The 14,684-nt window shown below is 74.0% G+C and carries 12 protein-coding genes; all 12 read right to left on the bottom strand.

Going from position 1 to position 14,684, the window contains the following annotated elements; translation table 11 throughout:
* Positions 1 to 67: 67 nt before the first annotated feature.
* Positions 68 to 871 (bottom strand): phage baseplate assembly protein V, encoded by an 804-nt coding sequence (locus FHU40_RS21620; RefSeq protein WP_183594416.1) that lies wholly within the window; start codon positions 869 to 871, stop codon positions 68 to 70.
* The gene (locus FHU40_RS21615) at positions 868 to 1,926 is read right to left on the bottom strand and encodes a hypothetical protein (RefSeq protein WP_183594415.1); all 1,059 of its coding nucleotides are present in this window, start codon (positions 1,924 to 1,926) and stop codon (positions 868 to 870) included. The genes FHU40_RS21620 and FHU40_RS21615 overlap by 4 nt, the downstream gene beginning before the upstream one ends.
* The gene (locus FHU40_RS21610; RefSeq protein ID WP_183594413.1) at positions 1,926 to 2,822 is read right to left on the bottom strand and encodes a hypothetical protein; all 897 of its coding nucleotides are present in this window, start codon (positions 2,820 to 2,822) and stop codon (positions 1,926 to 1,928) included. The genes FHU40_RS21615 and FHU40_RS21610 overlap by 1 nt, the downstream gene beginning before the upstream one ends.
* Positions 2,819 to 6,874 carry a peptidoglycan-binding protein gene (locus tag FHU40_RS21605; RefSeq protein ID WP_183594411.1) on the bottom strand — a complete coding sequence of 1,352 codons (4,056 nt, stop codon included), beginning with the start codon at positions 6,872 to 6,874 and terminating at the stop codon, positions 2,819 to 2,821. The genes FHU40_RS21610 and FHU40_RS21605 overlap by 4 nt, the downstream gene beginning before the upstream one ends.
* Before the next feature lie 56 nt (positions 6,875 to 6,930).
* Positions 6,931 to 7,347 carry a hypothetical protein gene (locus tag FHU40_RS21600; RefSeq protein ID WP_183594410.1) on the bottom strand — a complete coding sequence of 139 codons (417 nt, stop codon included), beginning with the start codon at positions 7,345 to 7,347 and terminating at the stop codon, positions 6,931 to 6,933.
* Positions 7,348 to 7,414: 67 nt separating this feature from the next.
* Complete coding sequence (locus tag FHU40_RS21595; RefSeq protein WP_246391247.1) at positions 7,415 to 7,948, bottom strand: hypothetical protein; 534 nt, start codon at positions 7,946 to 7,948, stop codon at positions 7,415 to 7,417.
* Between the two features lie 10 nt (positions 7,949 to 7,958).
* Positions 7,959 to 9,185, bottom strand: a complete 1,227-nt coding sequence (locus FHU40_RS21590) for a hypothetical protein (protein ID WP_183594406.1) — start codon at positions 9,183 to 9,185, stop codon at positions 7,959 to 7,961.
* Positions 9,182 to 9,640: a hypothetical protein gene (locus FHU40_RS21585; RefSeq protein ID WP_183594404.1), complete on the bottom strand. Its 459-nt coding sequence runs from the start codon at positions 9,638 to 9,640 to the stop codon at positions 9,182 to 9,184. Before FHU40_RS21585 ends, FHU40_RS21590 begins: the two co-directional genes overlap by 4 nt.
* A 10-nt stretch (positions 9,641 to 9,650) precedes the next feature.
* Positions 9,651 to 10,187, bottom strand: a complete 537-nt coding sequence (locus tag FHU40_RS21580) for a hypothetical protein (protein ID WP_183594402.1) — start codon at positions 10,185 to 10,187, stop codon at positions 9,651 to 9,653.
* 10 nt (positions 10,188 to 10,197) lie between these two features.
* Complete coding sequence (locus FHU40_RS21575) at positions 10,198 to 11,856, bottom strand: phage tail sheath subtilisin-like domain-containing protein (RefSeq protein ID WP_183594400.1); 1,659 nt, start codon at positions 11,854 to 11,856, stop codon at positions 10,198 to 10,200.
* Positions 11,857 to 11,917: 61 nt separating this feature from the next.
* Positions 11,918 to 13,246, bottom strand: a complete 1,329-nt coding sequence (locus FHU40_RS21570) for a collagen-like triple helix repeat-containing protein (protein ID WP_183594398.1) — start codon at positions 13,244 to 13,246, stop codon at positions 11,918 to 11,920.
* 119 nt (positions 13,247 to 13,365) lie between these two features.
* On the bottom strand, positions 13,366 to 14,373 hold the full coding sequence (locus FHU40_RS21565; RefSeq protein ID WP_183594397.1) for an AfsR/SARP family transcriptional regulator: 1,008 nt from the start codon (positions 14,371 to 14,373) through the stop codon (positions 13,366 to 13,368).
* Positions 14,374 to 14,684: the final 311 nt, after the last annotated feature.

Genomic DNA, 14,684 nt, shown 5'->3' with positions numbered 1-14,684 from the left:
CGGTCGCTCCCTCCGGTCGTGTGGGTGGTGTCGGCCCGGATCTCGGCCCGGGCGCGGATCGAGGTGGTCATGGCGAGAAGAAGGTCATGCCCTTGACGGACACCTGGGCTCCCTGCACGGTCGCGCCGGCGCTCCCCTGCAGCGTCGCGGTCAGCGACCCCTTGACGGTGGCGGTCGTCCCGGCCGACGCGGTGAGGCTCGTCCCGGCCTTGATCGACACCGACGTGCCGGCCTCGATGGCCAGCGCCTGCGCGGCCTTGAACGTGACGGACCGCGCGGACTCGACGGTCACGTCCCCGTCCTGGTCCAGGACCATCGACGACGAGCCGGACCGCACGGTGACCTTGCCGCCGCTGCTGCCGGCCTGGTCGAGCACCATCTCGGTGCTGCCCGCCGTCACGGTGACGACGCCGTCGACGATCCGCACCGTGATCTTGGGTGGCATCTGGATGACGAGCTCGCGGGGCGGGTCGTCGTCCTGGTGGTTGCGGATCGCCGCGAGCACGCTCTTGTCGTCGGGCTCCGCGAGCGGCAGCCGGAAGACCGTCTCGTCGGTCGTGGACAGCGGTGGGCGGTCCCGGTCGTCGTACAGGCGGCCGAGCACGACCGGCGCGTTGACGTCGCCGTGGTCGAAGCCGACGAGCACGAGGTCGCCGACGTTCGGGATCGCCACCGTCCCGACGTGCCCGGTGGCGACGGGGACCCGCTTGAGGGCCAGTCCGCTGTTCTTGAGCGTGACGTCGACGCCGTAGTTGTCGTCGTCGCTCGCGTCCGAGTGCGGGTGGACGTCCGCGACGACGCCGAGCTCGGTGACGCGCACCGCGGCGAGCTCGTGCCGGACGATGGCGGCGATGGTGTCGACGAGGGTCATGGGGTGCCTCCCGTGGGCAGGCCGGCCCCGATCCCGGCGGCGGGTCCGGCGAGCCCGCGGAGGGTCACGTCGGTGAGCAGGCCGTCGGTCTTGGTGATGCGGTGCTGGACGCCGCGGACCTGGTAGTTGCCGTCGAGACGGTCGACGGCGGCCTTCGCGGGGAACCGCTCGAGCCGCAGCAGGTCGCCGAGCTTGACCTGCGGGCGCCCCTGGAGCCGCACCCGCACCCGCAGCGACGAGGCCACGAGCGCGTCGGCGATCCCCCGCGCCGCGGCCTGCGCCACCTGTGCGGACCGGGCGACCGGGCGCTCGACCAGGAGCGTGGGCGCGCCGCTCCCGGCGCTCCCCCGCCGCGGCGTGAAGTCCTGGGTGAGCCAGGCCCACGACTCGTCCCCGCGCGACGATCCGGGGCTCTCTCCGAAGACCACCACGGTCCCCGCTCGCGGGCGCGCCCGCCACTGCTCGGCGCCCAGCACGTGCTCGCCGTACTTCACGGTGTGCACGTCCCGGCTGCCGGTGAACGGCTCGAAGACGAGCGCCCCCGCGGGCGTGACGTAGGTGTCGAAACCGGACAGGCAGGCCAGGTCTCGGACGTGCCGCAGCCCGTTGCGCCGGCCGTCGACGACGTACGCCGGGAGCGACGGTCCGTCCTCGGCGCGGTCCACGTCGACGCCGGCCTCCTGCGCGAGCGTCCGCACGATCTCGCCCGCAGTCGTGTCCTCGAAGGTGCGGTCGACGAAGGTGCGCAGCAGCGCGTCCGCGGTCGAGTGCCCGACGATGCGCTCGGTGCGGATCCCGGGGCCGGTGGTCACCACCGTGCCCGTGAGCACGCGGACCAGCCCGTCGTCCTCGTCGGCGTACCCGAGCTCGACCGACACGTCGTCGCCGGGCTGCGCACGCAGGCCGCCGACCTGGCCCTGCACGAGCGTCACCGAGTCCACGGGCGTGTCCATGTCGAGGCGGACCGTGAGCTCGACCGCGGTGCTCGCCCTCGGCTCGGCGGTCGTGTCGACGACGTGGTCGCCGATCGTGATCCGGTACCCGGGGCGCAGCATCAGGACCCCTCCCGCAGCCAGGCCGAGAGCGCGGGGCTCGACGTCGCGGGATCGGCCGGGTCGGCGACCTCGGCCGCGAGCACGTCGCGCAGGTGCTCGTCGTCGGCGAAGACCGCCGCCGGGGTGAGCGGCTCCGGGGCCGGCGCGCCCACGAGGTTCGGCAGGTACGTCGACAGCAGGTGCTCACGCAGCTCGCCGAGTCGCGGATCGAGCGCGGCGGCCGCCATCGCGCGGGCCAGCGCCGCGCGTCGCTCGGCGGGGAACGCCGAGGAGAAGGTCGCGTCCTCGTAGGCGCACACCAGGTACTGCTCCTGCGCGTCGGCGCGCGTCCCACCGTCGGTCGCGACGTCCATCAGCCGGCCGAAGCGCGCCGCGTCGGCCACCACGGCCTCGCGCACGGCGACCCAGACGTAGCGGGCGAACACCGGGCCGGCCTCCCCGCGGCGCCGCCAGGCCTCGTCGAGCAGCCGGTCGACGGTCGGGCTGCGCCGCTGCACCGCCTGGGCGAGACGCACGTCGTCGAGCCTCGGGCCGTCCGGCACCAGCTGCGTGCAGTGCTCGTCGGTCAGGGCCACGGCGAGGTCCGCCGACCCGGCGTCGCAGAACGCGACCAGGACCACGCCCGGCTCGAGCGGCACTGCCGACCAGATGCCGAACCAGCCGCCCGGCACCCGCGTGCCGGACGACGTACGCACCTCGATGTCGACGTCCGCGGTCTCGCCGACCGGTGTCAGCGAGCGGCCCTTGACCACCTCGACGACCCGCACGGTCACCGTGCCGCGACGCACCACCCGAGACCCGTCGTCCTCCGTGTCGCCCAGTCGGACGTCGACGACCTCCACCGCGACGACGAGGCCGGCGTCGAGGAGCTCCGAGGTCACGGTCCAGTCCGTCATGCGCGTGCGTCCCTCGCGATCTGGTCGGTCGAGGCCGGGAACCGGACCTCCACGGGTGTGGTGGACGCGGCGACGGCGGGCGACGTCGTGACCCGCCCCGAGATCGTCGTGGTGGGCGCGGTGACGACGGCGATGGCACCGGTGGCGGGCGTGACGGTCCACTGCCCGCCCTGCGTCCAGGCGAGCTGCAGCACGACGCCGTAGGCCCGGTCCGCCGGGTCGCCGGTCGCGCCGCTCACCGCGGTGCGGTTCGTCCAGATGCCCAGCGTCGAGGAGAACGTGAGCCCGAACCGGAAGCTGCGCAGGGTCGCCGCCGCGAACCCGGGATGGGTGGGGCCCTCGCCGTCGCCGGGGCTGTCGACCGACTCGACGATCCAGCGCTCCCCGAGGGCCTGGTTGGTCCGGGTGCGGATCCGGCTCCGGGTGAGGGTCGCGCTGTCGCCGCCGATCCCAACCGTGCCGGCGCCGCGCCCGGAGTCGAGCAGCGGCGGCGCGATGAGCGCCGGTGCGGGGTCGCCGGGCAGGAAGACCGGGCTCGCCGGCGTACCTCCGGTGGCGGCGCCGGTGTTGGACGCGAACACCGCCGGGTCGGAGTGCACGGTGCCGGCGGCGTCCTGGAAGGTGCCGACGACGTTCTCGACCGCGGTCTCGTTGTTGATCCAGCCACCGAAGAACTGGTTGATGACGCGCCGCCCGTCCGCGCCGCCGGTGACGACGTCGACCTGCGCGTTCATGTGGATCGCAGCGGTCGCCGGGGCGGCGATGTTGAACGAGCCCGAGGTGACGGTGATGCCGCCGACGCCGTTCGGGGTCACGGTGAAGTTCGTCGACCGCGCGACCGACGAGTCGAGGAAGAGCGTCGCGCGGCCACACACCACCGGCAGCACGATGGCGGGCTCGCGATCGGCGCCCGCGTCGAAGGCGCCGTTGCCGTTGCCGTCCACGAAGGCGCGCACGTGGAACGTGCCGACGGCGTCCGCGACCATCGTCGCGGCGAGCGGGTTGCCGGCGTCCGGGGTCACGGTCGGCACGGGGTTCGCGGACAGCGCGACCACGCCCGGCGCGTCGTCGCCGCCGCTCGCCACTGCGATGCCGGTCGCGCGCAGCGCCTGCCATCGCACCGGTACGCCGGCGGGCCGGACCTGCACGGTGAGGGCGACGGGCGAGCCGGCGGCGACCGAGCCCTCGACCAGCGGCAGCGGCGGGTTCACGGTCGGGTCGGTGTCGAAGGCGGACGCCGGTGGCACCGGCCCGGCGCCGACGGTCAGCGCGTGCGCCGCGACCGGCGAGTTGCCGAGTCGTGCGGTCCGAGCCGGCGTCGCCGGGACCGTGGCGACGAGGTCGCTGAGCAGCACGACGGTGAGGTTCACGTGGTCGCCATCGGGCTCGACGCCGTCGATCCCGAGCTGCACGGTCGCGTCGCGCAGCGCGCCGCTCGCCGTCACCCCCTCGACCCAGAACGAGGTCCCGGTGGCCGGGATGCCCGTGGTGGGCAGGTTCACCGGCGTGCCGAGCGGAGCCTGTCCAGCGGCGGCGACCTCGTCGGCGGCGCCGAAGAGCCGGGTGCGCGCGCCGACGGGCGCGAGCACCAGGGTGCCGGTGAAGGCGGCGGGGGCCGCCTGCCGCACGGTCAGCATCGCGCGGCCGGCGTGGTTGCCGGCGTCCTGCACCTGGACGAACCGGCCGGGGTCGATCTTCTGCGCATCGCTGAGCGGGGTGGGGGCCGCGCCCGCGGCCGTCCGGCTCGCGTGCAGGTCGAGGAAGAGCTCGACCGACGTGAGCCGGTGGGTCGTGGACAGCCCCGGCGTCCCGTTGACGGTGAGCGCGAGCGTCAGCGTGACGTCGTTCGGCGCCGCGCTCGCCGTACGCCCCTCGGCGAACAGGGTGACCCCCGCGGCGAGCCGGGCGGCGTCGAAGACGTTGTCGACGCCGTCGAAGGTGAGCTCGGTGCCGCCCGCCGCGGCGTCGAAGAACCGGACCGCGTCGCTCGACCGGGTGAAGGTGCCGGTCCCGGTGAAGGCCGTGGTGGAGCGCAGCACGACCTGCCGGCGCGCCGGGTTCGTGTGCGGCTTCCGCACGACGACGACGTCGGGTCCCGTGACGGCGGGCCGCACCGACGCGACCGCCCGGTCGACGATCACGACGTCCGCCGGCGCCGACCCGTCCAGCCGGAAGCAGGTGGCGTTGCCCGTGACCTCGGGCAGCGTCTGCGTGCGCGTGCGCACCAGGAACGGCCCGTCCACCGAGACGACGTACGTGCCGGGCCCCTTCTGCGGGACCGGCCCCGGGAACGTGAAGGACCCGTCGGATGCGGACCGACTCGCGATCGGGGTGCCGGCGCGCTCCGCTCCGGTCACGGCGACCTCGCCGCCGAGGTACTCGCCGTCCGGAGCCATGAGCACGTAGGAGCCGGAGGCGAACGGGCTGCCGTCCTCGAAGGTGATCCTCCCCGCGACCGGGAAGGTGCCGGACTCCGCCGGCTTGCGGCACCAGGGCCGGTTCGCCGGGGCGGGGCCGCCGGCACCGGGTGGGTTGGTGGGGCACGGGTCCGGCCACGGCACCACGAAGCAGTCGACGGCGGTGGCCGTCCCGTCGTCGAGGCACCAGCCGCCGCCACCGGCTCCGTCGGGGGTCTGGTCCAGGGTCACCGGCCGCGGCACCTGGCAGGGCATCGTGTGCTCCTTGACGAACATGAGCTCGCAGCGGCGGTTCGGCCGCCACGCGGTCTCGCGCCCGTCGACCGGGTCCTGCTCACCGCAGCCGAGCCAGCGCAGCGCGCCCGAGTCGCAGCCGGAGGCGTTCTTGTTCTCGAAGAGACGGGCCGGCGGGAGGTCCACGGCGTCGTGCGCCAGGTACTCGTCGATGAGCACCGGCCAGGTCGCGTCGCCGACCACGCCGTCGTCGGCCAGGCCGTGGTCGCGCTGGAACTGGCGGATCGCGGCGTCGGTGAGCTCCGCGTCCTTGCCCACGTTGCCCTGGAACCGGCCCAGGTCCTGCAGCATGAGCTGGATCTCGCGGGTGCCCCACGTGTCCTTGACGGTGGCGATCGTGCCGGTCGGCCTGGCCTGGCGCAGGCCGTTCCACTCGGCCACGGACCGGGCGCGGTCGCTGCCGGCGGTGAGCATCGCGAACGTCGCGCGGCCGCGGCGCTCCGAGAGCGCCTGGTTGTACTCGTCGGACCCGACCTTGTCGGTGTGTCCGACCACCAGCAGCTGCTCGTCCGGGTGCTCCTGGGCGTACTGCTGCACCTGCTGCAGCACGTGCCGCTCGCACGGCTCGACGAACGCCTTGTCGAAGTGGAAGGTGACGACGAAGACGGTGCCGATCTTCGAGCCGCGCCGCAACACGATCGTGACGTGGGCCTCCTCGCCCTCGCGGACCGTCACCGGCTCGGAGCCCGTGAGCGTCTCGTGCTGGCCGGTCGGTGTCTTGTCGTCGTCGACGAGGGCGGTCGCGGTGAACTGACCCGCGGGGAACGGATCCTCGAACCAGGTGTCGGGGCGGATCCGGTTGGTCAGCTGCTTGCGGAAGCCCGGGTCGCCCTCGTCGGTCCGACCCGCCACCGTGACCTGCACCCGGTCCATGTCGAACGCCGGGTCGCCCTCGACCACGACCGTCACGGTCAAGCGGCCCTGGTCGACCTTCGGCGGTGGGGGCGGCGGGATGATGACGGGCGTGATCTCGATCGGCTCGGCCTCGGTCAGCTCGCGCAGCGTGAGGAAGTACTCGTACGCGCTCGGTCGGCCGGCGAGCTCACGCACGTCCATGCGCTCGATCAGCACCCGGTCGATCAGGGTCGCCTGCGTGATGTCGGAGACGAACGCCACCGGGTCGCCCGCGTAGAACGCGTCGCGCAGGTCGGCGAGGCCGTCCGCCACGTCGGGCCGCGTGAGCACGCCGGTGAGCGACACCCGTGCGCCGCGGCGGCCGAGGTCCTGCAGGAAGTCGCCCTCGAGCACGGGCACGGGGTGCCGCACGAGCAGCTGGTCCTCGTCGGTCTCCACGACCTGCACCTGCTCCAGCTCGAGGTCGCCCAGCATCGGACGCACCATGCGCGCTCACCCCCTTCCTGCGGTCCGTGCCCTGCCCGTCGGGTGCCTCGCGCCGGTCAGGGCTTCAGCGAGACGAGGTGCGCCTTCACCGCGTCGATCAGGTCGAGGAGCTCCTGCTTGACGGCGTCCACCGACGGCAGGCCGCTGACCACGTCGGAGATGTCGCCGATCGCGCCGATGCTCGAGGACTCGTTCGGCAGCAGCTTCTTGGCCGCCTCCAGGAGCGCCGGGATCTTGCCGGTGAACTCCGCCACCTCGCCCAGGCCGGGGATCGCCCCGACGTCGAGGTTCTGGATCTCGGTCTTCAGCTTGTCGAGCAGACCGGCGAGCTCGTCGAGGAGCTCGGTGACCTGCGGCACGAGCGACGCGATCGCCTGGATCGCGGGCTTGATCGTCGGCACGTTGTCGTCCAGGAAGCTCTTGAAGTCGCTGAGGACCTCCTTGAGCTCTTCGAACAGGCTCTGGTCCGCCATCGGTCTCTCTCCTCTCGGTCCTGTCCTGTCGTGGTGCGGGGGTCCGCGGTTCGTGCGCGCCGCGCGGTCACGGACCTCCCGACCCGTTGGCCTCCTGCAGGCGGCCGAGCAGGCCGCTGAGCGGCTCGACGAACCGCTCCAGCCCGGTCGCGAACAGGTCGGCGATGTCGAGGCCGTCGAGCAGCCCGCCCAGCAGGTCCGTCGCGTCGCCGAGGATGTCGGCGTCGAGCGCCGCCGTGGAGGCGGGCTCGACCGGCTCGATGAACTCGCGCAGCGCGATCGCGTACGCGTAGCGGTCCGGCCGCCCCGCGAGCTGCCGGACCTGGACGTCGTCGATGAGCACCTGCTCGATGACCGTGTCCGCCGTGATGTCGGCGACGAAGGCGACCGGCTGGCCGGTGCGCAGGTCGTCCTTGAGCCTCTCCACGAGGTCGAGCGCGCTCGGGTCCGAGGCGATGCCGGCGACGGTGACGCCCGTCGGGGCCCGGCCCAGGTTCTGCAGCATCGACCCGTCCTTGCCGGGCGCCTTGTGCTCCGCGACCGCGCGCAGGTCCGCCGTCGTCAGGTCCTGCACCTGCGGCAGCTCGGTCCCCGCGAGCATCGGGCGCACCTCACACCTCGATCCCGTGTCGGCGGGCGGCATCGTCGAGGATGCGGGTCATCACGAGCTCGAGGTCGGGCTCGTTCAGCCCGACGGCGGTCGTGGCGGCGCGGACGTCGGGGGTGACCGGCGCGGTGCCGGTCCACGGCAGCCCGCGGGCGGCCTCGGTGTCGTCCGACAACGGTCCACCCCCCAGCCTGGGCGGCGGCGCCGGCGGCTCGGCGTACCGGGCGAGCGCGCGCAGTCCCTGCACGTCCGTGGGTGGGTCGGCGGCCGGGGTCGACGGCGTCCGGTCGGGAGCGGCCGGTGCGTCGGTGCGTGCACGCGGGGCGCGGACCGAGTCGGCGCCGTCGGTGGTCGGCGGTGCTCGGTGGCCACCACCCGGCGGCTCGGCGGGCCGGCGTCGCCGGCCGCGCGGCGCCTCGACGGGCGTGTCCGCGGCACGCTCGCGCGCCGTGCCGAGGGCGCGGTCCGCGGCGCCCGGAGTGGCGAGCGTCCGCAGGTCGACCGCCAGGAGGTGGGTGGCCGGGCCGGTCGCGCGCACCCGCGCCCGCCCGAGCCTCAGCAGGTCGTCGGGACCACTCGCCCCGACCCGGCTCGCGAGCCGCGACGCGAGGCTCGCGGCGAGGTCCGCAGACGGGTGCACCGGCGCGACGGCCTGCGCCGGCCGGCTCGGCCCGGTGCGTGGGGCGGGCCACGGCGTACGACGTCCGGCGTCGGCCGCACCGGGGCTGCGTCCCGGTGCGCACGCGTCGAGGTCGGGTCCCGCGAGCGCTCGCAGCCGGGCCGCCGGCACGGACGGGCTCCGGGGCACCGACGGCGCCGGCCCCGGGTCGGGCCGCTCGGCCGGGCGCGGCGCGCATCCCGGGGGCGAGACCGGGTCGGGCGCCTCGACCGGTCGTGGGCGGGGCCGGGTACCCGACGGGCAGTCGTCCGCGTGGGCTCCGGTGAGGTCACGCGCAACCGCCGCCACACGGCGGTGGCTCCGGTGTTCGGCGGCGGCGTCGGGCACGGGTCGCTCCGTCCGCTCGACGACCTCCGCCAGCGCACCACCCAGCAACGGCGTCGCGGTGATCCGGGGCGCGGGCGACACGGTCGCGCACGCCGCCTCCAGGGCGGTGTCGATCCGGTGCACGTCGCGCGTGACCCGCACGACGTCCCTGCACCACTGCGCGGCGCTGCCGCCGCCGAGCGTCACCATGCCCGAGCGGTGCTCGCGTGCCGGTCTCGTGGTCATGCGACCTCCGCGGCCCGCCCGGCCATCTCGAGGTACATCAGGATCTGTCCGATCGTCATGCCGGTGACGTCCTCCGCCGTCCAGCCGAACTCGTCGGCGAGCACGAAGCACGCCTTCGCGAGCGGCGCCTGGACGAGCTCGGCCAGCCGGTCGCGGGGCGTGTCGATGCCGCTCAGCTCGTTGATCGTGTCGACGAGGAACCGGGCGAGGCCCGCGGGTAGCCGCCCGGCCTGGTCCGCGGTGAGCGGGGGCTCGACCAGCGCACGCGAGATCATCAGGACCGCCGCGAGCTCGCGGTCGTCCTTCGCCGCGTGGGCGACGAGCTGCACGTCGCGGACCGTGAGCGGGCGGAGCGTGACGGTGCCGGGGTCGCCGGCTCCCACCAGACCGGCCGGCACGTCGACGACGTGGGTCAGCGAGCTGCCGGCGAGCAGGTCCTCGGCGGTGAGGGGCATGGCACCGGCCTCACTGCTGGTCGGCGAACACGACGTTGCCGGCGTTGTCCGCGCCGACGTCGAGGACACCGATGGTCAGTGCCCGGAAGCACAGGTTCTCGATGACGAACTCGTCCTCGGGGACCGTGACCCGCCAGTTCTCGAACTTGACGCCCCCGATCGTCAGCGACAGCGCCTCCTCCGGGCGCGCGGGGTCGGCGAAGCCCATCGAGATCTCGAACGTCGGCTGGACGTACGGCTCGGCGACGGCCGTGAACGACGCGCCGCGGCCCATCAGCAGGAACAGCAGGGCGCCGTTGATGTAGGCCCGCTGGGCGCTGCCGTGGATCGCGATGTCGCCCGGGCTGAGCGACACCGGGTGCCGGCGACCGACCTCGTAGAACTCCTTGAGGGCGGTGTCGACGGTGACCCGGACCTCCGTCAGGCGGCCGACGGTCTGCAGTGCGTAGCCGTCGAGCGCGGCCTTCGCGTCCGCACCCTCGGGGGTGTCCGCGGTCGCCAGGGAGAGCTGGGCGTTCTTGCCCGTGTACACCTCTGTGAGAGCCATGGTGGATCCTTTACTCGAGGAACATCGTGACCTTGATGAAGTCGATGCTGAACGTCGGCCGGAGCACGAGGTCGACCCGGGCGATGCCGCGGATCTCGTCGTCACGGCTCGCGTAGACCGTCAGGTCGTAGCTGACGAGCATCTCGTCGAGGACCATCCCGTTGAGGAAGCTGTTGATGGTCGCCCGCAGGGCACCGCGCACCCGCTCGTTGTTGAGCAGGCCGATGTACGGCGTCGCGGCGCTCCGCACGCCGTACTTCGCGTAGTCGACGATCCGGCGCGTGGTGATCTGCGTCCACGCCGTGTTGGTCGACGTCGTGATGCCCCTGACGAGCCGGAAGCCCTGCCGGTTCTCGACGGCGAGGATCCGGGACAGCACGAGCTGCTTGAGCTGCGCGTTCGTCAGGTCGTGCTCGAGGCCGTCCACCGCGAGCACCTTGTTGGTGAGGCTCACGTGCGCCGGGAGCGACGCCAGCAGGCCCGCCACCGCCGCGGCCGTGTAGGCGCCCGGCAGGGTGACGGTCGCCGGCGGCTGCTGCGAGCGGTCGGCCGCCCGGATGCCGGGACCGACCAGGATCAGCCGGTCGCTGTTGAGCGAGTGTCCCGACGCGCTCTGCACGAACTGGTCGCGGTCGCTCTGGAGGGCCGTGCCGACCACCGCGATGCGCTCGCGCTTGTTCTCGTCGCCGGAGGCGAGGGCCGCGTGCGCCGCCAGGTCGTCGCCGAAGGACGCGTCCTGACCGCCCGCGACGACGATGTGCGCGTCGACCTCGAGCAGCGCGTCCAGGCCGCTCTGGTAGTCGGCGCCCGCCGCGCCGTTGGCCCCGCCCCCGAGCGGGGTCGCGGCGACCTCGTCGGGCAGCTCGGTGGGATTCGCGAGCGCGACGCCCTCGACCAGGGCCGATCCGGCGGCGAGGTCCGCGATCAGGTCGTCACCGGAGACGATGCTGTACGACTCCTCGACGGCCACACCGAGCTTGACGGTGACCTTGCGCGCGGCCGTCTTCTCGACGGTGTACGTCGCGAGGACGGTGTCGCCCGCAGCCGGCGCGGTGCCGAAGGTCAGCACCCCACCGGCGGTGTCGATGCTCACCTGCGTGGGCCCGACGTCGGCGGCCGCGGCGTCGTAGAGGACGCCGGGCACCCGGTCGGCGCCACCGCCGCCGGGCCGGACCACGATCCGGTTCACGGCGCTCTGGACGACGGCCGTGTGCGCGAGGGTGAGCGTCGCGGCAGCGACCTCCTCCTCGCGGACCACGGCGTTCGTGTCCGCGGTCGACACCGACACGGTGAGGTCGTTGCCCCACGTGCCCGGCGACTTGGCCCGGATGGTCACACAGGGGCCGCCGGCCGAGTCGAGGTCGACCGACGCGGCGCCGGCGTTGGCGTCGGCGACCCGGACGGCCCAGACCGTCGTGGCCCCGAACTTGAACGCCTGCTCCAGCGCCCGGGTGAGCGTGAGCTCGCCGGAGGCGCCGTCGACCCAGCGGTCATACGCGCCGAACCGCTGGAGGGCGTCCGAGTAGCTGCCGAGCAGCTGAGGAGAGCCGACGGGGCCCTTGCCCGCCGTGCCCACGACCCCCACGTTCCCCACGGTGATGGAACCGGGGACGATGAGCGCCTCCGGACGTACCTCGATGAGCACGCCGGGCAGGACTTGTTCGGTCATGACTTCCTCTCCTCCGACTGGTCGGTCAGGTCTGGGCGCGCCGCGCCGGCTCCGTGGCGACTCACGGCGGGTTCGCCCGCAGGTAGACGACGGCGGTCTGGTCGAGCCCCGTCGCCGGTCCCGCCGGCGGGGCGTAGGTCACGGTGAACCGGTCTGCAGCGCCGGTCAGGATGATGGGCTCGTCGAGCCGCCGGTCGAAGCCGGCGTAGACGTCGGTGACGGCGTCGGCGTCCCAGTCGCCGATGGTCAGCCCGGGGCCGGCCGCCCCGAGCCCGGCGAAGGCGGCGGCCGGGTCGAGCTGCACGTCGGCGTCGGTCTCCGCCGGCTCCGCGCCCGAGGTCGCGTCGAGGAACGCCGCGAGGGTGGGCAGATGCGCCACCGGACCGCCGCCGCCCGAGCTGCGCGTGAACGTCACGGTGCCGCCGAGCGCCGGGCCGGGCACGAACACCAGGGCCGACAGCCGGGTGACGATGCCGGGACCGCGCACCTCCAGGGGCGAGGCACCGTCCTGGTCCCACCGCACCATCTCGTCGGTGATCGACTCGACCTCCCGCACGGGACTGGGCGACTCCTCCGGGTCCGTGCTGACCGGGATCCGCACGATCAGACTCTGCGCGTCGTCGCTGTCGACGTAGCGGTACTCGTACAGCACGTCGTAGCTCGTGGCCTTGCGCCAACCGGGGACCGACGCCTCCTCCCCCGCGAGGGTCGTGTCCGCAGCGGCCAGCTGCAGGAACCCGGCCTGCTTGAGCTCGTCGCGGTCGTCGAGGAGCGCGGTGTGCAGCGTCTGCACCGCGGCGTCGACGTCGGACGCCGTCGTCGCCCAGACCTGGAACCGGACCCGCGCGTCGAGCCGGCCGCCACGCACCGTCCGCACGCCGAGGGTGCCGGTGGGCTCGGCGCCGGTGTGGTTGCCGAGGCCGACGAGCCGCTCGCGGACTCGCTCGAGGGTGACGTTGGGGGCCGGCACCGCTCCGGCGGCGGGCGGGAGCCGCTGCCCCAGCACGGTCAGCATGTCGGTGACGACGTCCGTCAGTGCCGGTGCGGCCATCGCCAGTCCTCGGAGGCGGACTCCCGGTGCGCCGGGTTCACCGGGCACTCCGGGTACGCCGGGTGCGCCGGGTTCGAGGCGCTCGACCGCGGCCGGACCCGGGCCGCTCTGCTCAAGCCGCCGCTCGATGAATCGCGCCACGTCCTGGGGTCGCGTCCACGCCAGCCGGTCACCGGTCTCGGCGTCGGTGACGTAGCCGTGCCACTGCGGCGCGCCGCGTCTGGGTCGCCCGAACCGGCGACCGTTGGCCACGAGGTTGGGCTGCTCGAGCAGGGCACGGACGACGAAGGACCGCGCGAGGACTGGTCCGTCCTCGTCGTCGTACGTCGACTCGTCCATGCCACGACTGCCCCTGGTGACGTGCTGGTTCGTGCCCTCACGGTGGGGCCGGGCTGTCTCGCGAGCGTCTCGTCCGTGTCTCGTCCGTGTCTCGTGCGTGTCTCGGGCGCGCGTCTCGCCTACGGCGTGGGCCGCCCCGTCGGCGACCCGTCGGTGCTCGCTGGGGCCTCTCCCCCGCCCGATGCGGCCAGCGGCGTCGCGACACCCGAGCCGACCGCCGGGCGGGTCACCTCGCGTACCGCCCGGGTCATCGACACCATCATGTGCGCCGCGGCCCGCGGCACCGCGAGCACGACGACCTCCGGCCCGGCGTCGAGCACGGCCATCCCGTGCCAGTCACGGCCCACCGGGTCGGGGCTCAGCGCATCGCCGATCCGGTCGGCCATGATCGCCTCGCCCAGGGCCATCGTGTGCGCGGACGGCAGGACGCCCAGCTCCTGCCGGAGCACCGCCCGGCACTGGTCGAACTGGCGCAGCGCGCGGGTGCGGTCGCCGTTGCGATAGTGCAGGCGCATCAGCCTGCGGTGACTCAGCTCGTGTGCCGGCTCGATGTCGAGCAGTCGTTGGGCCCAGCCGATCGATGCGTCGAGGCTGCCGCGCCGCTCGTACGCGCGGGTCAGGGTGTCGAGCAGGGTGATGCAGCCGTCCTCGATGCGAGCGCGCGGCGCGAGACACCACTCGCCGTAGCAGCCGGCGAGCAGCGGCCCGCGGTACAGGTCGGCGGCGCGACCCAGATGGGCGAGCTCGCCGTCGGCCAGGTCCGGTCCGGCGGTCTGGGCGACCCGCACCGCCGCGGTGAGCACCGACACGTCGACCCACAGGCGTCGTTCGGGGTTGACCCGCAGCGCCTCGCCCTCGGTCACGATCAGCCGTCCTGACTCGGGGACGGCGGAGTCGGTCGCGTGGTGGATCCGCCAGAGCGCCTGACGCATCGCCTTCTTCGAGGCGTTCGCCCCGGCGTCCGGCCAGAGGGACTCGGCGGCGTGCTCGCGACGTACGCTGCGCTGCGGGGCGAGCAGGATGAGGGCGAGCAGGTCCTGGGCCTTGCCCAGCATCGCCGACGGTGGGCCCCTGGTCGCGTCCCTGATCGCGAAGGTGCCCATCATCGATACCTGCAGCTCACGCAACGCCCCGCCTCTGCCGTCGCTCGACCGCGCCGCCATCGGTACGCGCGGCTGCGCCCTGCGGTCGGCCCGGGGCACGACGGCCGCGGCGCAGCGCCGAACGAGTCCTGGTGTCGACGGTGGCGGCGCTCATCCGAGCCTCCCGAGGCGAGCCGGTTCACCGGGATGCTGCCGCAGCCGCAGCAGCACCCTGCGGCGACTTCATCCTGTGCTGCGTTCGAGCCAGGTGCCAAGGCCCGATGGTGCCATTGCTCGCACGGGAAAATGGCCCGGTCGACCCATTGCCCGCGTCGTCCGAGCTCCGGCCACCGTCC

It is taken from the genome of Nocardioides soli (genome assembly GCF_014191495.1).
GTDB classification, from domain to species: Bacteria; Actinomycetota; Actinomycetes; order Propionibacteriales; family Nocardioidaceae; genus Nocardioides; species Nocardioides soli.
The sequence above is the reverse complement of the archived record's forward strand: the minus strand, read 5'-3'. Positions and strand labels throughout refer to the sequence as shown.